Raw genomic sequence first — 19,045 nt, forward strand, 5'->3', positions numbered from 1 at the left:
CCTCGGCGGACCCGTCCGGCGCGCGCCCCGGTGCGCGCCGGCGGTCCGCTCAGCCGACGAGCGTGACCGCGATCAGGTCGGACCACTTCGTGCGGGTGCCGTCCCGGACCGCCTCGGCGAACCCCGCCGCGCCGAGGCGGCTCCGGGCGGCCTGCTCGATCCGGGCCACATCCGGTTGGCTCCGGTCCGGCAGGCCGCGCACCTCGGCGCTCGCCGCGAGCAGGCGCGCGGCCTGCGCGTACTCCTCGCGGCGCAGGGCCAGGTCCGCGACCCCGACGATCACCTGCGCGATCAGCGGGGCGTGTCCCGCCTCGATGGCCGCCTGGAGGGCCGCCACCAGGTGGTCGCGGGCCGCGCCGAGGTCGTCGGCGAGGTGCCCGCGCAGGTGGTGGGTGAACGCGCGGACGTTCGGCTGCTCGGCGTCGTCACCGAGCAGCCGGGTGGCGACGTCGAGTTGCCGGTACGCCTCCTCGGCGTCGCCGCCCCAGCGGGCCAGTTCCGCCTTCGACAGGGCCAGCTCAGCCAGCGCGTCGGGCCAGGTGACCCGCTCCGCGCACCGTTGCGCCTCGGCCAGCGCGGCCGCGCTGGCGTCCGGATCGCCGCGCAGCCAGTGCAGCTGAGCCTGCCGCGACCGCATCCGGATGACATCCTCGATGGCGCCGACCTCGGTGACCACCGCGATCGCCTGCTCGTAGTGCTCGCCGGCGGCGGCGAACTCGCCGCGTACGGCGACCCGCTCGGCCAACTCGGAGAGGGCGATCGAGATCCCGTACCGTTCGCCGAGCGCGCGGAACTCGGCGAGTGCCGTCTCGAGATACCCGTCGACCTCCCGGCCGCCCTGGCCCAGCATGATCCGCATCTTGCCGAGGTGGAACCGGGCCAGCGCGCGTACCCAGGGGTCCTCGTCGTCGAGCAGGGGTTCCCACGCGGGCAGGAACGCGTCCGGCTCCTGCAACATGCGTTCCAGCGGGACGACCAGCCCCAGCAGCGGGTTGCCGGACCCGCTGCGCCGGCTGTACCGGTACGCCTGGTGGATCCACTCCGCCGCGTGGTGTTCGTCCCCCCGCCCGGCGCTCGCGAAGAGCACCATGAGCGCGTACACAATGGCCCGGACCTCGTCGGTCACCGCACCGGGCGTCTCGGTGGCCGCGATGATCAGCTCGATGCCTTCGGCCTTGTGCCCGCTGAGCCACCAGTACCAGCCGGCGCCGGCCGCGAGCCGCATCGCCGCCTGCGCCTCGCCGGCGGCGAGCGCACCGCGCATCGCGGCACTGATGTTGTCGTGCTCGGCGCCGAGCGTGGCGAGCCAGGCGAGCTGCTCGGCGCGGCGCAGATGCGGCTCGGCGGTCTCGGCGAGTTCGGTGAAGTAGGCGAGGTGCGCCCGGCGGGCCAGGTCCGATTCGCCCGCCGCCGCGAGCCGCTGCCCGGCGTACTCCTTGATCGTGCCGAGCATCCGGAAGCGTGGTGCGCTGGCGCGCTCGGCGACCAGCAGCGACTTCTCGGCGAGCGCGGTGAGCAGTTCGAGCACCTGCTCCGGCTCGACCCCGTCGCCGGCGCAGACCCGCTCGGCCGCGTCCAGGCTGGCCCCGCCGGAGAACACCGAGAGCCGGCGCAGGACCACCCGTTCGGCGTCGGTCAGCAGCTCCCAGCTCCAGTCGACCACGGCGCGCAGCGTCCGGTGCCGGGGCAACGCGGTACGGCTGCCGCCGGTCAGCAGCCGGAACCGGTCGTCGAGCCGGTGGGCGAGCTGATCGAGGGACATGGTGCGCAGCCGGGCGGCGGCCAGTTCGATCGCCAGCGGCATCCCGTCCAGCACCCGGCAGACGCGGGCCATCGTCGGCAGGGTCCGCGGGTCGACCGCGAGGTCCTTGCGCACCGCGCCGGCCCGGTCCCGCAGCAGCCGGACCGCGGGAGAGATCTCGACCTCGCCGGGGCCGGCGTCCCCCGCCGGCAGGGCCAGCGGCTCGACCAGCCACAGCGCCTCACCGGTGATGCCGAGCGGTTCCCGGCTCGTCGCCAGGATCCGCAGCCGCCGGCACTCCCCGAGCACCCGGTGGGCGAACGCCGCCGCCGACTCGATCACGTGCTCGCAGTTGTCGAGGATGAGCACCATCGCCCGCTCGTTGACCGCGGCGATCAACCGGTCGGTCGGCTCCGCCCCCGGCGCGTCGCCCAGCAGCGCGTCCCGCAGGCCGAGCGCGGCGAGCGTCGCCTGCGCCACGTCACCGTCCGCGCCGATCGCCGCCAGTTCCACCAGCCAGGCCCCGTCCGGCAGGTCGTCGAGCAGGGTACGCGCGCTCTCCGTGGCGAGCCGGGTCTTCCCCGACCCGCCCGGGCCGATCAGGGTGGTGAGCCGGTGTTCGGCGACGAGTTCCCGGACCGCGGCGACATCGGCGTCCCGGCCGACGAAGCTGGTCAGCTCGGCCCGCAGGTTCGTCTTCCGGTCCTCCGCCCGGCCGCGCGCCGACCCGCCCCGCAGCAGCGCCACGTGCAGGGCCGACAGCTCCGCGGAGGGGTCGACGCCCAGCGCGTCGGCCAGCGCCTCCCGGGCGCGCTGGTACACCAGCAGCGCCTCGGTGTCGCGGCCGGCCGCCGCGAGGGCCCGCATCAGCGCCCCGACCAGCCGTTCCCGCACCGGGTGCGCGGCCACCAGATCGGTCAGCTCGGCGACCAGTCCGGCACCGTGACCGAGGCCGACCTCCGCGTCGTACCGGTCCTCCAGGGCCGACAGGCGCAGCCCTTCGAGTCGGGCGACGGCCGCGTCGAACGCCGCGCTGTCCGGCAGGCCGACGTCCTGCAGCGCCGCCCCGCGCCACAACGCGACGGCCTCGCGCAGCAGCCGCACCCGTTGCGGCTCCTCGTCGGCGCGGGCGCGGCCGATCAGGCGTTCGAACCGCACGGCGTCGACGGCATCGGGCTGCACCGCCAACCGGTAGCCGTCCGCCTGCCCCTCCACCGACCCCGCCGGCAGCACCTTGCGCAGCCGGGAAACCAGCCGTTGCAGGGCGTTGGTCGCGTCGGCCGGCGGGTGCTCGCCCCAGATCCAGTCGACGAGCGTCGCCTTCGGGACCACCCGGCCGGGATCGAGCGCGAGGGCGATCAACAGACCGCGCAGCCGGGCCCCCGGTACGTCGACCAGGACGTCGCCGTCCGAGCGGACCTCGAAAGGTCCGAGCATCCTGATCCGCACCCGGCAGATCCTGCCACGCGGGGGCGCGGCCGCGACCCGCCGGCCAGGCCGGAGTACGCGCCGGGTGCCGGCCGATCCGCCGCCGCGTTCGCCGCCGCTAGGTGGCGGCGCCCAACGGGCGCTCAGCGCTTCTGCACGAACTTGACCTGGTGGCCGTCCGGGTCGCGGACCCATGCGTAGTGCAGCCGGCCGTCCGGCGAGTCCATCGGGGGTACGACGCTCGTGGCACCCGCCGCCATGGCCCGGTCGTAGTACGCGTCGGTGTCCTCGCACCAGAGCACGAGTTCGGTCGACGGGCTGCCGCCCGGCTCCACCCCGAGACCCACGAGAGCGTTCGCGACCCGCGCCGAGGTCAGCCCGATCCGCACCCCGGCAGCCTCGACCTCGACGTGTTCGACGGGGCCGGTACGCGGTGCCCGGAACGCTTCGACCAGCCCGAGGCGGGTGTAGAAGGTGAGACAGGCGTCCACGTCGCGGCAGAACATGTTGATCTGGACCTGGGTGGGGACGGTCGTCATGGCAGGACCCTATCCGCGCCCCCGTCGAGCCGGCGTACGACGACGCCGGTCGACACCGTCGGCGGGCGCCCCCTGCTGATCGGCAAGTCGCTCGGCACGAACGCGGCGGCGACGGCCGCCGACAGATCCCGGCCCGCCGTGTGGCTCACGCCCCTGCTGACCCTGCCCTGGGTGGCCGACGCGCTGGGTCGGGCGACCGCGCCGTTCCTGCTCGTGGGCGGCACCGCCGACGAGGTCTGGGACGGTGACCTCGCCCGGCGGCTGTCGCCGCACGTGCTGGAGGTGGCGGGCGCCGACCACGGCATGTACGTGCCCGGCCCGCTGACCGAGTCGATCGCCCTGCTCGGTCGGGTCGTGGTCGCCGTGGAGGAGTTCCTCGACGGGATCGGCTGGCCGAGCTGGTCACCCGCCACCGGTAGCCTCGGCCCGATGAGCTGGCTGCCTGATGACTTCGTCCACCCCGTCCACGTGCCCGTGCCCGACACCGCGCTGCACCTGCGCCCGATCCGGGAGGCGGACACGGCGATCGACTACCCCGCCGTGATGGGCTCCCGAGAGCGGTTGTGGGAGATCTTCGGCCCAGCCTGGGGTTGGCCCGAGGAGACGATGACCTATGAGCAGGACCGCGTCGACCTGCTGCGGCACGAGCAGGAGATAGCCGCACACCAGTCGTTCAACTACGCGCTGCTGGACGAGGCGGAGACAGCCGTCCTCGGCTGCGTCTACGTCGACCCGCCCGAGCGCACCGGCGCGGACGGAGAGATCGCCTGGTGGGTGGTGGACGACCTGGCGGGTAGCGAGGTGGAGCGCGCCCTCGACGCGTTCGTGCCGCGGTGGATCGCCGCCGACTGGCCCTTCCAGCAGCCCCGTTACCTGGGCCGCGACATCAGCTGGCAGGAGTGGCTCACGCTGCCGCGCGCCTCGTGACCGGAGGATGCGCTTGGCGAACTGTCCCTGGCTCAGCACAGCTACCTCGCCATGTTCCGCCAGGTCCTCGCCGAGCAGCGCGCCTGACCACGTGAGCCCGGCCCACGGCGGGCCACCCGAAGGGCCGGATCAGTGTCAGGATCCTCGCCATGCGTCTTTCGTCCGGTCTGCTCGTCGCGTCCGGCGTGGCCGGTCTGCTCTCGGTTGCGGCGGCGCTGCTCGCCATGACCGCCGCGTCGCTGCAGTTCGGCCTGGTCATGCTGGTCGCACTGCTCGGCTACGTGCTGGTGAGCCCGGCCGCGCGCCGGGTGAGGTGGGCCGTCGCCGCCGGTGTCGGACTGTTTGCCGTGGTGGCGGCGCTGCGGCTGTTCTGGTACCAGGAACAGGTCGATGCCGCCGGCTGGCTGACCTACGGCCAAGGGCTGGCGAAGACGTCCATGATGGCGCGCTGGCGGGAGGAGATCGACCGGGACAGGTTGGCCGCGCTGGGTCTGGCGCTCGGCGTTCTCTGTCTCGCGGCCGGTGTGCTGGCGCTGCCGCCGCGGGGCGGCCGGCGGAGGGTGGCAACGACAGTCCTCGCCCTGCTGCTCCTCGCCTGGTTCGGGCTGAGCGCCGCGCGAGGGCTGGGCCGTCATCCACTGCCGGAGCTGCTCGGAACGGTGTGGCCGGCGCTGCTCGCTGCCCTTCTGAGCATGGCGGCACTCGCGCTGTCCGGGTGGCGGACCGGTTGGCGCTGGCTGCTCCCGGTGGGATTGTTCCTGTTGGCACTTGACGCAACCGGCACGTACTCGGATCTCGCCCTGGCGTGGTCGGGCTGGTGGTCCATGGCCCATCCCCCCGATGGGGTCTTCCTCGAGGTGGGGGTGGCGGTCAGCACCTCACCGGAAGGCTCCCTTCAGGTGTCGTGGGCCGTGGAGCGGGCAATCGCGCTCGCCGGCGCGGGACTGGTGGCCGTCGGCGCATTGCGCGGCTCCCGCGACGCGGACGCTTCCTAGCCCGGCACCACCTCGGTGCCCCTGGATGGTCCGCCGGGCCGTGCCGCTCGATCGTTTCAGGAGCGGTAGCGGGTCGCCAGTTGCGGGGACTGGCCGCCGAACGCGGCGAGGTCGGCGTCGAACACCCGCTGCAGGAGGTCGTTCTGCTCGACGCCCGGCGCGGTGACGGTCTCGCCGAGCTCGAAACCGCGAAGACTCGCGGTGACGACGTCGGCCGCGCTCATCCGCGGGGCCGCGCTGAGGTCCATGCCCTGCCGTTCGTGGAACTCGGTCGCGACGACGCCCGGGCAGAGCGCCTGGACGTGGATCCCGTGCGGCGACAGCTCGGCATGCAGCGTCTGCGACAGGGCGACGCTGTGCGCGAGGCTGGCCGCGTACACCGCGCGGCGTAGCGGGACCTGCGCCAGGCTCGCCGGGCCGCTGAACGCGATCATCCCGGACACGTTGACGATCCGCCCGCCGCCCCGGGCGACCATGCCGGGGGCGATCGCCCGGGTCAGCAGGGTCGGCGCGAGCACCTTCACCCCGACCAGCTCCGCGGCCTGCTCCGGCGGAAGCTCGACGAACGCCTTGTAGTGCGCCACCCCGGCGTTGTTGACCAGCATCGTCACCGGCTGGTCGGCGACCGCGGCGATCGCCTGCTCGATGCCGTCCCGCGTCGCCAGGTCCGCGACCACCGGCTGCACGGTGACGTCGGGGAACTCGGCCGCCAGTTCGTCGAGCCGCTCCCGCCGGCGTCCGACCGCGATCAACGACCCGCCCTGCGCCGCCAGCCGGCGCGCGTACTCGCGGCCGATCCCTGAGGACGCACCGGTCACTACTGCCAGCCCAGTCACAGTTGTTCCCTTCCTTCACCGCCGCACCGCGACGTGGAGAGCGCCCGCATCCCCGGCGGGAAGCCGGTAGCGCCTGCCCTGTCACCAATGGTGGTCCCACCGCTGTCGCCGTGGGTATGCCCCCGACATAGTGGTCCCCGCAGGGCTACGACCAGCGCCGCTCCGGCGATCTACGCTCAGGACATGGCCTCCGGCAGGAACCTGCTCGGCGACTACCTGCGCGCCCACCGCGCCCGGGTACGTCCCGATCAGGTCGGCCTGCCCGTCACGGGTAACCGGCGGGTGCCGGGCCTGCGCCGGGCGGAAGTGGCCCTCCTCGCCGGGATCAGCCCCGACTACTACCTCCGGCTCGAGCAGGGCCGCGACCGGCACCCCTCGCCGCAGGTGCTGGAAGCCCTCGCTCGCGTCTTCGGGCTCGACCCGACCGGAACCGCGTACCTGCTCTCCCTCACCGAACAGTCCCCGGCGCGGGCCCGCCGGCGGCCGCGCGAGACCGTCCCGGAAGGCATCCGGAAACTCCTGGTGTCCCTGCACCTGCCGGCTTTCGTCGAGGGCCGCTATCTCGACGTGCTGGACGCCAACCCGCTCGCCACCGCGCTCTCGCCCCGGCTCGCCCCAGGGGAGAACCGTCTTCGCGCGGTCTTCCTCGACCCGGCCGAACAAGCCCTCTACCTGGACTGGGACGACACGACCGCCCGGCTCGTCGCCGGCTTCCGCCGCTCCGTCGGGACCGACACCAACGACCCCAGGTTCGTCGAACTCGTCGGGGAACTCTCCCGCGCCAGCGAACGGTTCCGGACCCTGTGGGCGCGGCACGACGTCCAGGCCCAGCAGAACTGGCCGGTTGCCATCGATCATCCCCTCGTCGGGCCGCTCACCCTCAACCGCGCGAAGCTCATCGTCGGCGACACCGCGCAGACTCTCGCCCTTGCCGTCTTCCACCCGGACCCGGGCACCGACAGCGCCGACAAGCTCGCCCTGCTCGCCTCCTACGCGGCCTCCGCACCGGCCGGCGAAGCGCCCCACCGCCGCCCGCACCGGCCGTGGGCCTCTCGCGGACTGGACGCGGACCGCTCCCCGTAACGGCAGCGCGGAAAACAAGTGCGGTTGGCGGGCAGCGGGAACCGCGACGTGACGATCCCCGTCAGAGAGCCGACGGTTTCACGGTCGGGAGGGTGCTGGATGCGTCGCAAGGTGGTCGTCGTGGTTGTCGCCGGAATGCTCACCGGTATCGCGGGCAGCGCTGCGGGCTGCGCCCGCAGCGCTGCCGGTACGGCGGTGACCAGCTCTCCCGTCAGCGTGGCTCCGGTTGGCGACCGGCCGGCCGGTGCCACGGAGGCCGAGGTCTACGCAGCGGTGTTGCGCAGGTATCTCGGCACGCCTGCGGAGAACTCCTTCCCCGCGCGGACCTTCAAGACCGTCTACGTGCTCGATCAGGCCCATCCGGACGCGGGAGATCCTCGCGGGAAGCACGAGCGGGGCACTCTCCTCGCCCCGAGCATCCAGCAGCAGGTAACGGCCTCCCTGGCGGCGGTGGCACAGGTGACGTTCATCGACGACCGGAACGCAGTGACCGAGACGAAGGACGGCTGCGCACAGGTCAAGGACGGCGGCATCCTGATCACGCTGGGCACGGTGACCGGCGACGGCCAGCAGGCGCAGGTCCCGATCAGCGGCTTTGTCGCCTGCCTCGGCGCCACCTGGCTGACCTACGTGGTGCAGAACCGACCCGGTACCGGGTGGCGGGTGACGGGCACGACCGGCCCGAGTGCAATCTCGTAAACCCGACCTCGATATGGCCCGAATGGGGTACGACTCGCCGCAAGCCGCGTCGATCTACCAGCACGCCACGGCGGATGCCGACCGGGGCATCGCCCAGGCGCTGCACGAGGCGGTGCGCGTCGACCGGAAGAAGACCAAGAAGAGAGCGAAGACCAAGGGGAAGACAATGGACAGTTGGATCATCCGCTTCTGGACCAGGAACCCGGACGGCATGGGTGGCAGACAGGATGACCAACAGTCCACGACGGGCACCGACCACGACAGCCAGGAGGAGCCGCCGGAACAACCGGCCGGGCCATAACGGCAGGCCACGGGATCGTTGACCTCGGAAACCCGAAGGCCCTGGCCGGGACTCGCGTCCTGATCAGGGCCTTCGTGCTGGAGCGGGTGACGGGAATCGAACCCGCACTGTCAGCTTGGGAAGCTGATGTTCTGCCATTGAACTACACCCGCAGGCGGCACCACTGTACCTGAGGTCACCTCCCCCGTGCACCCAGGTACCCCCGTGGCGGCGGCACGCCGGTCCGGCAACCGTCCCGACATCGTCCCGCAACGCCCGGCCAGGTCCGGGCCGCAAGAAGTTGCCCCACGGCAACATATGGTCATTCTCAAATCCGTCGATCGGTTGTAACGTCTCCTCCACGTTCTCCGACACGGCGTGACATACCCCCTGTCATGCCGCCAGAAAGAGGTGGGCTCATGGGCCTTCGCCCCAACCTGCTGACCCGGCGTACCGCCGGCGTCGCGTCGACGACCCTCGCGCTGCTGCTCAGCACCGCCGCGGTCGGCGTCGTCCCCGCAGCCTCGGCCTTCTCGGCCGCCCCGTCCGGCTCCTGCGCCGAGCCGGCCGACTCGCACTCGAACGCCCGCGTCGCCAAGGGTGGGCACGCCAAACTGGACCCGAACGAGCTGACCGCCAAGCAGGTCCGTGACCGCGAGGCCGACCTCGCCGCCGCGCTGCGCGAGCGGGCCAACTTCCGGGCCGGCGCCGCGGCCACCCCGCTGGCCACCGTGACCATCCCGGTCGTCGTGCACGTCATCCAGCGGGACAGCACCCGGGCCGGTGGCAACATCCCGGACTCGATGGTGACCCAGCAGATCTCGGTACTGAACACGGCGTACAGCGGCGGCACCGGCGGCGCCGCGACCGCCTTCAGCTTCCAGCTCACCAAGGTGCACCACGTCACCAACGCCGCCTGGTACCCGATCGTCGAGGGCTCCTCGGCGGAGCGGCAGATGAAGACCTCGCTGCGCGAGGGCGGCAAGAACACGCTCAACCTCTACCTGGGCGAGCTGAGCGACGACCTGCTCGGCTGGGCCACCTTCCCGCAGCGGAAGCTGAACAGCATGGACGGCGTGGTCGCGCTGAGCGAGTCGCTGCCGGGCGGCACCGCCACCAACTACAACCAGGGCGACACCGGCACCCACGAGGTGGGCCACTGGCTGAACCTCTACCACACCTTCCAGGGCGGCTGCTCGGGCTCGGGTGACAGCGTCTCCGACACCCCGGCCGAGGCCTCGCCGGCCTTCGAGTGCCCGACCGGCCGGGACACCTGCACCGCCACCGGCCAGGACCCGATCACCAACTTCATGGACTACACCTACGACTCGTGCATGTACCAGTTCACCGCTGGTCAGGCGAGCCGGATGCTGACCGCGTGGAACGCGTACCGCGCGGCCTGACCACTCCCACACCACACGCCGGTGCCGGCTCCGTCCTCGGACGGGGCCGGCACCGGCGTGTCGGGGGTCAGGCGGCCGAGCGGCGGGTGTCGAAGCCGTGCCGGCCGCGCCGACCGTCGGCCGCCAGCACGGTACGGCGGGCGGGGCGCGCGGCCGTCGGGTCGAGCCAGACCCGCACCTGCGGCCGGCCGGCGCTCGGCGGGCTCGCCTGGTCGCGCCGGGTCAGCATCGCCACGTCGACGCTGAACTCGAAGAGCCGCCAGTCGACCTGCGGGGCGGCCCGGCCGAGGGCGGCCAGCCGGGCCACGGTCGCCGGGTCGTCCACCACGCGGGCCCGGCCGGCCACGTACGCCTCGTCGTCGCTCTCCTCCGGCGGGAAGGAGTGCAGCGCGTAGCGGCCGTCGCGTTCGAGGTCGCGGCGCTTGGGCGAGTCGATGACGAAGCAGTAGAGCCCGTCGTCGGTGATCACCGGCGAGACCGGGTGGACCCGGGGCCCACCGTCGGCGCGGACGGTGGCGAGGTAGCCGAAACCCGGCCCGTACTGCTGCAGGAGAAGGCGGATCTCGTCGGCGAGGCGGGGCTCGTCGGCGGCGAATTCGGACCAGGAAGCCATGCGGACATTCTATCGAACAGGTGTACGAAGATGTAGTCCGACACGCAGGTCACCCGTACGGGTCGCTAAGGTGTTCCGATGCTGCTCTCCGACCGGGATCTGGTCTCCGAGATCAAGGCAGGCACGCTGGCGTTGGAGCCGTTCGAGCCCACGCTGGTGCAACCATCCAGCATCGACGTACGCCTGGACCGGCTCTTCCGGGTGTTCAACAACCACCTCTACACGCACATCGACCCGTCGATCCAGCAGGACGACCTGACGTCGATGGTGGAGGTGCCCGAGGGCGAGCCGTTCGTGCTGCATCCGGGCGAGTTCGTGCTCGCCTCGACGCTCGAGGTCATCTCGCTCGGCGACCAGCTCGCCGGCCGGCTGGAGGGCAAGTCGAGCCTGGGCCGGCTCGGGCTGCTCACCCACTCGACGGCGGGCTTCATCGACCCGGGCTTCTCCGGGCACGTCACGCTGGAACTCTCCAACGTGGCGAACCTGCCGATCACCCTCTGGCCCGGCATGAAGATCGGCCAGCTCTGCATCTTCCGGCTCTCCTCGCCGGCCGAGCACCCGTACGGCTCGGCGGTGTACGGGTCGCGCTACCAGGGGCAGCGCGGGCCGACCCCGAGCCGGTCCTGGCAGAACTGGCGGGTCTGGCCGACCCGCTGACCGCACCCCGCGCCGGTGCGGCGGGACCCCCGCAGGAGGGGCCCCGCCGTACCCGTCAGCCGGGGCGGCCGTAGCTGTTGATCTGGCCGTCGTCGACCCGTTTCATCGTGATGGGCTTGCCGGACTGGGAGGCGTGCACCACCCAGCCGTTGCCCACGTACATCCCGACGTGGTGCAGGTCGCTGTAGTAGAAGACCAGGTCGCCGGGGCGCAGCTGGCTGCGGCTCACCCGGGCGGTGACGTCGTGCTGCTGGCGGGCGTTGTGCGGCAGCGAGACGCCGGCCTTGGCCCAGGCCGCCATGGTGAGGCCGGAGCAGTCGTAGTGGTCCGGGCCGGCGGTACCCCAGACATAGATCTTGCCGATCTGGGCGCAGGCGAACTTGACCGCCACCCCGGCGGGGCCGCCCGGGTAGCCGGCGGGGCAGGGCGCCGGGCGCAGCGGGCCGCCGCCGCCGTTGCCGTAGACCTTCAGCCGCAGCTTCTGCAGCCGGACGATCTCGGCGTCGATCTGCTTCTTCTTCGCGGCGAGCTGGGCCTCGGTGCGGGCCAGCTTGGTGATCATCTCGTCCAGCGGCCGCTTCTTGGCGGCCAACTGGTCGCGCAGGTCGGCGACGGCCTGCACCTGCTGCTGCTGACGGTGCGCGAAGCGGTCGAGCATTTCCAGGCTGTCGACCACCTCACCCGGCGAGCGGCTGCCCAGCAGCGCGTTCACGGTGGAGATGGAGTTGCCCTTGTACGCGTTGGCGGCCAGCCCACCGACCTGCCCGAGGGCGCGGTCGACCTGGGCCTGCAACGGGGCGATCTGCTTGGCCAGCGCGGCGGCCTGCGCGCGCTTGGCGGTGAGGTCCTCGCGGGTGGCGTTGACCTGTTCGATGATCGGTTCGAGCTTGTTCCAGTCCCGGTCGATCTGGGCTTCGATCTCGGCGACCGAGGGGTCGGCATGGGCCGCCGTGGCGCCGCCGGTCAGGATGACGGCGGTGCCGGCCAGGGCGGCGAGGGCGGTGGTGCAGCGGGACCAGCGTGAACGCGGCGCAGCCGTCGACCGGTCGTCCGACCGGATCGACGGTGGCCGCGGGGCATGGTGTGCCACCGGGCTCCGTACTCCTTCTGTCCGACCGCCTACCGGGTTAGCTGACGGGTTCGGGCGGGAAGGGAGCCGCCCTACCGCAGCGTGGCTGCGGATTCACCCCGGTTACCTGGTTCCCCGGCTCGCCCGGAGGCGACTCGGCGGTGTCCGACCGTCACCGTCCGGGTTGGGCGATGAGACTCGCGGCCGACGATTGACCAGAGTAGAGATCGCCGTTATCGATCCGCAACCCGAGACGCCGTGACACTCCGTACGTGATTGGCCGGTCACCCGAAGAATTTTTTCAGTGTGGATTACCTGAGGGAAAGGTATTGACCACGGACCGGGTCCGGAGTGAGGGTGAGGACGCAGTGACCCCCATCCCTGTCTGGAGGTTCGATGCACCTCTCACCCCCACCGTCGGGCAGACGGATACTGCTGGCCGCGGCCGTCGCGGCAGCCACCGCCCTCGCCACCACCGGCCCGGTCTCCGCCGCGCCGGCCGACACCGACACCAGCGACCGGCAGCAGCAGTACGCCGCCGCGGCCGACGCGTACGGCGTGCCGCAGAGCGTCCTGCTCGGCGTCTCATATCTGGAGTCCCGCTGGGACACCCACCCGGGCCAGCCCAGCACCAGCGGCGGCTACGGGCCGATGCACCTGACCGACGCCGAGCAGGTCGCCTCCACCCCGTCCAGCGCGCACGTGGACTCCGACGAGGACCCGCGCGGCGACGACTCCCGCCCGCTCACCCTCGACCCGGCCACCGCCGCCGCGCCCACCGGCGACGTGCTGCCCCGGGCGTCCCTGCAGACGCTCGACACCGCCGCGGCGCTCACCGGCCTCGCCGAGGAGACGCTGCGCACCGACGCCGCCGCCAACATCCGGGGCGGGGCGGCGCTGCTGGCCTCGTACCAGAAGGCACTGGGTGGGCCGGTCGGCGCCGGCAGCGACCCGGCGGCCTGGTACGGCGCGGTGGCCCGCTACTCCGGCGCGGACACCGAGGACGCCGCGGCGGCCTTCGCCGACGAGGTCTACGACCAACTCGGCCAGGGCGCCAGCCGGACCACCGACGACGGCCAGCGGGTGACCCTCGCCGCCACCGCGCTGACACCTGACGAGTCCGGCCTGCACAAGCTGGGGCTGCGCCGCGCCGAGCGGCCGGACGGGCTGGAGTGCCCGGTCCGGCTCGCCTGCGAGTGGATCCCGGCCCCCTACGAGCAGTACGGCCCGGGCGCCGGCGACTACGGCAACTACGACCTCGCCAACCGGCCGGCCCAGCAGAAGATCGAGTACATCGTCATCCACGACACCGAGGGCTACTTCGGCCCGAGCGTGAAGCTGGTGCAGGACCCGACCTACCTCGGCTGGCACTACACGCTGCGCTCGGTGGACGGCTACGTGGCCCAGCACATCAAGGCCAAGAACGTCGGCTGGCACGCCGGCAACTGGTACGTCAACGCCAAGTCCATCGGCATCGAGCACGAGGGCTTCGCCGGTCACGGCACCTGGTACACCGAGGCGATGTACCGGGCCTCGGCCAAGCTGGTCCGCCACCTGGCCCTGCGCTTCCAGATCCCGCTGGACCGGCAGCACATCATCGGCCACGACAACGTGCCCGGCATCCTGCCCGGCAACGTCGCCGGGATGCACTGGGACCCGGGTCCGTACTGGGACTGGTCGCACTACTTCGACCTGATGAAGGCGCCGTTCCGGGGCACCGGCACGCCGCACACCGGCCTGGTCACCATCGACCCGGACTACGCCACCAACCAGCCGGCGTTCACCGGTTGCAACCAGCAGCCGCCCGGGGTGCCGAAGCCGACCCCGCCGGCCGTGCCCTGCCCGCTGCGCGGCTCGTCCTCGGTCATCCTGCGCACCGCGCCCAGCCCGGACGCGCCGCTGGTGAACGACCTCGGGCTGCGCCCGAACGGCACCCCGGACACCATGTACATCTCTGACCACGGCGCCCGCGCGTCCGCCGGTCAGACGTACGCCCTCGCCGGCATCCAGGGCGACTGGACGGCGGTCTGGTACCTCGGCCAGAAGGCCTGGTTCTGGAACCCGGCCTCCGCACCGACCGCCAAGTGGGCGAACGGCTTCGTGGTGACCCCGAAGCCGGGCAAGGCCACCATCCCGGTCTACGGGCGGGCCTACCCGGAGAAGGCGGCGTACCCGGCCGGCGTGCCGTACCAGACCATCGCGCCGCTGCAGTACACCTTCGCGGCGGGCCAGCGGTACGCGGTCGGCGGCGTGCTGCCGGGCGAGTACTACCGGGCCGTCACCTTCGACGGCTCCGCGCCGGGTGACTGGACGGTCGTCCGGGGCGAGAACAGGTACGTGCAGGTCCAGTTCGGCCACCGGATCATGTTCGTCAACCTCGACGACGTGCTGATCCTGCCGGGCGCGGTCGGCGCGCCGAAGTAACCCCCGCCGATACGAACGAAGGCCCCCGGTCCGCCTGGACCGGGGGCCTTCGCGTAGCCGGAGAAACTCGGGTCAGGACACCCGGACGAAGCCGGCGATCGGCATCGTGCTGATGCTCGACACCTGGACCGGTTTGCCGGTCCGTGGGGCGTGCACCATCACCCCGTTGCCGAGATAGAGCCCGACGTGGTGCAGGTCGCTGCCGAAGAAGACCAGGTCACCGGGCCTGGCGTCGGAGCGGGACACGTGGCGGCCCTCGTTCCACTGCGCGCCGGTGAAGTGGGTGAGCGAGATGCCCGCCGCCTTGTACGCGTACTGGGTGAGACCGGAGCAGTCGAACGAGTTCGGGCCGGTGGCACCCCAGACGTACGGGTCACCGACCTGGGCGCAGGCGGTCTTGATCGCGGTACGCGCGGCGCTGCTGACCACCCCGTCGATCTTCGGGCAGCCCGCCGGCCGGATCGAGGTCACCGGCAGCATCTTCGTCAGCCGCTTGATCTCGGCGTCGATCTGCTTCCGCTTCGCGGACAGGTCGGCCTGCTGCTTCTTCTCGGTGGCGATCAGCTGATCCAGCTTCTGCTTCTGCGCGTTGTACTTGTCGCGCACGGCGAGCACGCCGGCGATCTGGCGGTGCTGCTCCTGGGCGAGCCGGTCGAGGATGACCAGTTGCTCGGCGAGGGTGCCGGGCTTGGTGCTCACCAGCAGCGCGCCCATCTCCTGCGACGGGCCCCGCATGTAGTAGCGCGAGGCGATGTCGCCGACCTTGTTCATCGCCAGCGCCGACTCCAGCTCCAGCGGCACCATCTTCTTCTGGAGATCGGCCGACTTCTTCTGGTTGGCCTTGAGCTGGGACCGGACCTTGTTGAACTGCTCGATGGTGGGTTCGAGCTTCTCCCACTGCTTGTCGATCTGCGCGTCGATCTCGTCCACCGAGGGCGCCGCGTGCGCCGGAGCCGCCAGCAGCCCGGCGCCGACCGCGACCGCGGCGACCAGGGTGAGGAGACGGCGTACGACCCGGCGGGTGCCGACCGGTCGGCCGGTTGGCTGGCTCGGGGCGTGACGATAAGGGGGCATGGTTGCCACCGGCACGGACTCCTTTGCAACCGACCGCCGGGCGCCCCGTGAGAGGGAAGGTCGGGGGCAGACGACCCACAGCGGTCGGTGCCCCACGATAGGGAAGGTGCCGGGGTGGAATCAAGGCGGAGCTTTGTTCAATCACGTCTGCGCAACCGCTTGCACACCAAGGGTATTCGTTCACTTGCCAACGATCGCTGTCAATACATCGTCGAGCGTCACGACCCCCAGGGGCCGGCGGCCGTCGCTCACCAGCACCATGTGCCGGCGCTCCCGGCGCATGGAGAGCAGCAGATCCGCGAGCGTACGGTCCGGCGGCACCACCGCCAGCGGCCGGTAGACCTCGGCCGGCACGGGCGCCCGGCGGCTCGCCCCCGCGTACCCGAGCACGTCCTTGACGTGCACGAAGCCGAGCACCCGGCGGGTCGCCCGCTGCACCACCGGGAACCGGGAGCGGCCGGTACGCGTCGCCAGCACCTCCAGCGAGGCCGGTGAGACGTCCTCGGCCACCGTGGTCACCGTCGACCAGGGTTGCAGCGCGTCGGCCGCGGTCCGGCTGTGCAGGGCCAGGGCTCCGGTGATCCGGGCGTGCTCCTCGGCGTCCAGCAGCCCTTCGGTCCGCGCCTGGGACACCAGGCCGGCCAGCTCCTCCGCGGTGAACACGGTCTTCACCGCGTCGGTCGCCTCGACCCGCCACAGCCACAGCACCTGCCGGGCCGACCACTTCATCGCCAGCAGCAGCGGCTTGGTGGCCAGGCAGAAGGCGAGCATGGCCGGCCCGAGCCAGAGCGCCGACGGCTCCGGGCCGGCCAGGGTGATGTTCTTCGGCACCATCTCGCCGACCACGGTGTGCAGGAAGACCACCAGGCCGAGGGCGAGCACGAACGCCACCGGGTGCACCGCCGAGGCGGGCAGGCCGAGCGCCTCGAACGGCGTCTCCACCAGATGGGCCAGGGCCGGCTCGGCGATCGCGCCGAGACCGAGCGAGCAGACCGTGATGCCGAGCTGCGCGCCGGCGATCATCAGCGGGATCTGGTTCATCGCGGCGAGCGCCCAGCGCGCCCGCTTCGACCCCGCCGCGAGCGGTTCGATCACCGTACGGCGGGACGCGATCAGGGCGAACTCGCTGCCGACGAAGAACGCGTTGCCGAGCAGCAGCAGGACGGCGATCAGCAGTTCACGCACCGTCGTCGGGCTCCTCGGGGCGGACCACCCGGACCTGCTCGATCCGGTGCCGGTCGACCTCGACCACGGTGAACTCGTAGCCGCTCTCCTCGACCGTCTCGCCCGGCACCGGAATGTGACCCAGCCGGGCCAGCAGGAACCCGGCGAGCGTCTCGTACGGCCCCTCGGGCAGCCGGAAGGCGGTCTGCTCGACCAGCTCGTCCGAGCGGAGCACCCCGTCCACCAGCACGGTCCGCTCGCCGCCGGGCACGGTCAGCTCGCCCGGCCCCAGGTCGTCCACCGCGTCCGGGTCGAACTCGTCGGCGATCTCGCCGACCAGCTCCTCGACCAGGTCCTCCACCGTCACCACGCCGTCCGTGCCGCCGTACTCGTCCACCACGATGGCCAGGTCCGCGCCGGCGTCCTTGAGCGCGGCCAGCACCCCGTCCAGGTCCAGGCTCTCCGGCACGTACACCGGCTCCCGGGCCACCGCGGCGACCGAGGTGGCGGCCCGCCGGTCCAGCGGCACGCCGAGCGCGTCCGGCACCCCGACGACCCCGGTGACCAGGTCCAGCGTCTCCTCGTAGACCGGGAACCGGGTCCGGCCGGTCTGCCGGGACGCCTCCAGCAGCTCGGCCACGGTGGCGGTGGCCCGCAGCGCGACCACGTCCACCCGGGGGGTCATCGCCTCGGCGGCCCGCTTGTCGCCGAAGCGGATGGTGCGCCGCAGCAGCATGGCGGTGTCCGGCGGCAGCGCACCGGCCCGCGCCGAGATCGCGGCCAGCAGCCCCAGTTCCTCCGGGGATCTGGCGCTGGCCAGTTCCTCCTGCGGCTCCACGCCGAGCCGGCGGACCAGCCGGTTCGCCGAGTTGTTCAGCAGCCGGATCAGCCAGCCGCAGGCGCGGGAGAAGGTGCGCATCGGCCCGGCCGTGGAGAGCGCCGCGGGCATCGGCCGGGCCAGCGCCAGGTTCTTCGGCACCAGCTCGCCGAAGAGCATCGAGATCAGGGTGGCCAGCGCCAGGGCCAGCAGCCCGCCGAACCGCTCCGCCCCGCCGGAGGTGCCCAGCAGCGGGGCGAAGAGCCGGGCCAGCGCCGGCTCGGCCAGGTACCCGGTGAGCAGCGCCGTGATGGTGATGCCGAGCTGCGCGCCGGAGAGCTGGAAGGAGAGCTCGCGCAGCGCCTGACGGACCGTGGCGGCCCGGGCGTCGCCCTCGCCGACCCGCCGGTCGATCTCCGCCCGGTCGACGGTGACCAGGGCGAATTCGGCTGCCACGAAGAACGCGTTGCCGGCGGTCAGCAGGACGAAGCCGACCAGCGGCAGCAGCGTGGTTACCAGCGGGCCGTTGATGGGCGTGATTGTGGCACGGGAGCGCCGATGGTGCGCCCCCCGTAGCGTGGTGTTCATGGACGGTCTGCTGCTCACCGATGAACTGGTCCTGCTCGCGTACGACGACAACGGCGTGAACCGGCTCGGCCGTCCGCACCTCGACTACGGCCTCGCCGGTGCGGTGCTGCTGGAGCTGGCGCTCGCCGGCCGCGTGGAGGTGGCGGACAAGCGGGTCGTGGTGACCGATCCCGCCCCGACCGGCGTGCCGCTGCTGGACGAGGCGCTGGCGGCGGTCGGGTCCGGGCGGGCCCGTAAGCCGCAGGACTGGATCGGCAGGCTCGCCAAGGGCCTGCTGGACCGGGTGCTCGACGGGCTGGTGGACGCCGGGGTGCTGCGCCGGGAGTCCGACCGGGTGCTGCTGGTCTTCCCGCGTACCCGCTATCCCTCGCCGACCGGCGCGGAGCCGGCGGTGGAGACGGCGGCCCGGGAGCGGATGGCGGCGGCGCTGACCACCGACGGCCCGGTCGAGGCCCGGACCGCCGCGCTGCTCACCCTGACCCGGGCGGTCGGCCTGGACCGCAAGATCTTCCGGGAGCTGCCCAAGGAGCGGGTGAAGGCCCGGATGGCGGAGATCGCGGCCGGTGACTGGGCCTCGGCCGCCACCCGGAAGGCCATCGAGGAGATGCAGGCCGCGCTGCTGGTCGCCATGACGGCCGGCACGAGCGCCGCCATCATCACCACCACGGTCAGCTGAGACCCGACGGCGGCGGCACCGCACGGGTGCCG

Annotated in this window: 17 protein-coding genes, 1 tRNA gene and 1 riboswitch; of the genes, 9 read left to right on the top strand and 9 right to left on the bottom strand. The window is 72.4% G+C overall.

Translation table 11 applies throughout. The features are described from left to right. Positions 1-49 precede the first annotated feature (49 nt). Together ACIBPB_RS25155 and ACIBPB_RS25160 are read right to left on the bottom strand one after the other, a co-directional pair. A complete protein-coding gene (locus ACIBPB_RS25155) occupies positions 50-3,190 on the bottom strand; it encodes a BTAD domain-containing putative transcriptional regulator (protein ID WP_396841923.1) in 3,141 nt (1,046 codons plus the stop codon). Positions 3,191-3,312: 122 nt separating this feature from the next. Next, on the bottom strand, positions 3,313-3,708 hold the full coding sequence (locus tag ACIBPB_RS25160; RefSeq protein WP_357308346.1) for a VOC family protein: 396 nt from the start codon (positions 3,706-3,708) through the stop codon (positions 3,313-3,315). A gap of 138 nt (positions 3,709-3,846) precedes the next feature. Here ACIBPB_RS25160 and ACIBPB_RS25165 point away from each other — a divergent pair, with 138 nt between their 5' ends. Next, on the top strand, positions 3,847-4,635 hold the full coding sequence (locus tag ACIBPB_RS25165) for a GNAT family N-acetyltransferase (RefSeq protein ID WP_396841924.1): 789 nt from the start codon (positions 3,847-3,849) through the stop codon (positions 4,633-4,635). Positions 4,636-4,784: 149 nt separating this feature from the next. After that, positions 4,785-5,630, top strand: a complete 846-nt coding sequence (locus ACIBPB_RS25170) for an aminopeptidase (RefSeq protein WP_396841925.1) — start codon at positions 4,785-4,787, stop codon at positions 5,628-5,630. 56 nt (positions 5,631-5,686) lie between these two features. On the opposite strand, the gene ACIBPB_RS25175 is transcribed toward ACIBPB_RS25170, so the two are convergent. Further along, positions 5,687-6,466 carry an SDR family NAD(P)-dependent oxidoreductase gene (locus ACIBPB_RS25175; RefSeq protein WP_396841926.1) on the bottom strand — a complete coding sequence of 260 codons (780 nt, stop codon included), beginning with the start codon at positions 6,464-6,466 and terminating at the stop codon, positions 5,687-5,689. A gap of 183 nt (positions 6,467-6,649) precedes the next feature. Here ACIBPB_RS25175 and ACIBPB_RS25180 point away from each other — a divergent pair, with 183 nt between their 5' ends. From ACIBPB_RS25180 to ACIBPB_RS25190, 3 genes are all read left to right on the top strand, one after another. Beyond that, complete coding sequence (locus ACIBPB_RS25180; RefSeq protein WP_396841927.1) at positions 6,650-7,549, top strand: helix-turn-helix domain-containing protein; 900 nt, start codon at positions 6,650-6,652, stop codon at positions 7,547-7,549. Positions 7,550-7,648: 99 nt separating this feature from the next. Continuing rightward, the gene (locus tag ACIBPB_RS25185; protein ID WP_396841928.1) at positions 7,649-8,248 is read left to right on the top strand and encodes a hypothetical protein; all 600 of its coding nucleotides are present in this window, start codon (positions 7,649-7,651) and stop codon (positions 8,246-8,248) included. 22 nt (positions 8,249-8,270) lie between these two features. Beyond that, on the top strand, positions 8,271-8,549 hold the full coding sequence (locus tag ACIBPB_RS25190; protein ID WP_396841929.1) for a hypothetical protein: 279 nt from the start codon (positions 8,271-8,273) through the stop codon (positions 8,547-8,549). Positions 8,550-8,627: 78 nt separating this feature from the next. Here ACIBPB_RS25190 and ACIBPB_RS25195 read toward each other — a convergent pair. Continuing rightward, positions 8,628-8,701 (bottom strand) — tRNA-Gly (locus tag ACIBPB_RS25195). Between the two features lie 246 nt (positions 8,702-8,947). Here ACIBPB_RS25195 and ACIBPB_RS25200 point away from each other — a divergent pair. Beyond that, a complete protein-coding gene (locus tag ACIBPB_RS25200; RefSeq protein ID WP_396841930.1) occupies positions 8,948-9,931 on the top strand; it encodes a zinc metalloprotease in 984 nt (327 codons plus the stop codon). A 67-nt stretch (positions 9,932-9,998) separates the two neighbouring features. Here ACIBPB_RS25200 and ACIBPB_RS25205 read toward each other — a convergent pair whose 3' ends face one another. Beyond that, entirely contained in the window at positions 9,999-10,544 is a 546-nt protein-coding gene (locus tag ACIBPB_RS25205; RefSeq protein WP_396841931.1) for a pyridoxamine 5'-phosphate oxidase family protein, read from the bottom strand. A gap of 78 nt (positions 10,545-10,622) precedes the next feature. Between ACIBPB_RS25205 and dcd the strand changes: the two genes are divergently transcribed. Then, on the top strand, positions 10,623-11,201 hold the full coding sequence (gene dcd / locus ACIBPB_RS25210; protein WP_123242721.1) for a dCTP deaminase: 579 nt from the start codon (positions 10,623-10,625) through the stop codon (positions 11,199-11,201). 55 nt (positions 11,202-11,256) lie between these two features. On the opposite strand, the gene ACIBPB_RS25215 is transcribed toward dcd, so the two are convergent. Next, complete coding sequence (locus ACIBPB_RS25215; RefSeq protein WP_396841932.1) at positions 11,257-12,291, bottom strand: NlpC/P60 family protein; 1,035 nt, start codon at positions 12,289-12,291, stop codon at positions 11,257-11,259. Between the two features lie 12 nt (positions 12,292-12,303). Next, a riboswitch (cyclic di-AMP (ydaO/yuaA leader) is annotated at positions 12,304-12,441 on the bottom strand. 225 nt (positions 12,442-12,666) lie between these two features. On the opposite strand from ACIBPB_RS25215, the gene ACIBPB_RS25220 reads away from it, so the two are divergent. After that, positions 12,667-14,694 carry an N-acetylmuramoyl-L-alanine amidase gene (locus tag ACIBPB_RS25220; RefSeq protein ID WP_396841933.1) on the top strand — a complete coding sequence of 676 codons (2,028 nt, stop codon included), beginning with the start codon at positions 12,667-12,669 and terminating at the stop codon, positions 14,692-14,694. 72 nt (positions 14,695-14,766) lie between these two features. Here ACIBPB_RS25220 and ACIBPB_RS25225 read toward each other — a convergent pair whose 3' ends face one another. The 3 genes from ACIBPB_RS25225 to ACIBPB_RS25235 all read right to left on the bottom strand — a co-directional run bounded on the left by ACIBPB_RS25225 (position 14,767) and on the right by ACIBPB_RS25235 (position 18,253). After that, positions 14,767-15,777: an NlpC/P60 family protein gene (locus ACIBPB_RS25225; protein ID WP_396841934.1), complete on the bottom strand. Its 1,011-nt coding sequence runs from the start codon at positions 15,775-15,777 to the stop codon at positions 14,767-14,769. Positions 15,778-15,948: 171 nt separating this feature from the next. Next, entirely contained in the window at positions 15,949-16,953 is a 1,005-nt protein-coding gene (locus ACIBPB_RS25230; protein WP_396841935.1) for a hemolysin family protein, read from the bottom strand. After that, positions 16,946-18,253 carry a hemolysin family protein gene (locus ACIBPB_RS25235; RefSeq protein ID WP_396842011.1) on the bottom strand — a complete coding sequence of 436 codons (1,308 nt, stop codon included), beginning with the start codon at positions 18,251-18,253 and terminating at the stop codon, positions 16,946-16,948. Before ACIBPB_RS25235 ends, ACIBPB_RS25230 begins: the two co-directional genes overlap by 8 nt. Before the next feature lie 82 nt (positions 18,254-18,335). Here ACIBPB_RS25235 and ACIBPB_RS25240 point away from each other — a divergent pair, with 82 nt between their 5' ends. Continuing rightward, positions 18,336-19,013: a GPP34 family phosphoprotein gene (locus tag ACIBPB_RS25240; RefSeq protein WP_396841936.1), complete on the top strand. Its 678-nt coding sequence runs from the start codon at positions 18,336-18,338 to the stop codon at positions 19,011-19,013. Positions 19,014-19,045 lie beyond the last annotated feature (32 nt).

The organism is Micromonospora sp. NPDC049836 (assembly GCF_044465125.1).
GTDB lineage: Bacteria > Actinomycetota > Actinomycetes > Mycobacteriales > Micromonosporaceae > Micromonospora.

Coding starts and splice junctions, on each gene's coding strand:
- ACIBPB_RS25160 (WP_357308346.1), bottom strand. CDS start 3,708: ATGACGACCGTCCCCACCCAGGTCCAGATCAACATGTTCTGCCGCGAC.
- ACIBPB_RS25170 (WP_396841925.1), top strand. CDS start 4,785: ATGCGTCTTTCGTCCGGTCTGCTCGTCGCGTCCGGCGTGGCCGGTCTG.
- ACIBPB_RS25180 (WP_396841927.1), top strand. CDS start 6,650: ATGGCCTCCGGCAGGAACCTGCTCGGCGACTACCTGCGCGCCCACCGC.
- ACIBPB_RS25185 (WP_396841928.1), top strand. CDS start 7,649: ATGCGTCGCAAGGTGGTCGTCGTGGTTGTCGCCGGAATGCTCACCGGT.
- ACIBPB_RS25190 (WP_396841929.1), top strand. CDS start 8,271: ATGGGGTACGACTCGCCGCAAGCCGCGTCGATCTACCAGCACGCCACG.
- ACIBPB_RS25200 (WP_396841930.1), top strand. CDS start 8,948: ATGGGCCTTCGCCCCAACCTGCTGACCCGGCGTACCGCCGGCGTCGCG.
- ACIBPB_RS25205 (WP_396841931.1), bottom strand. CDS start 10,544: ATGGCTTCCTGGTCCGAATTCGCCGCCGACGAGCCCCGCCTCGCCGAC.
- dcd (WP_123242721.1), top strand. CDS start 10,623: ATGCTGCTCTCCGACCGGGATCTGGTCTCCGAGATCAAGGCAGGCACG.
- ACIBPB_RS25220 (WP_396841933.1), top strand. CDS start 12,667: ATGCACCTCTCACCCCCACCGTCGGGCAGACGGATACTGCTGGCCGCG.
- ACIBPB_RS25240 (WP_396841936.1), top strand. CDS start 18,336: ATGGACGGTCTGCTGCTCACCGATGAACTGGTCCTGCTCGCGTACGAC.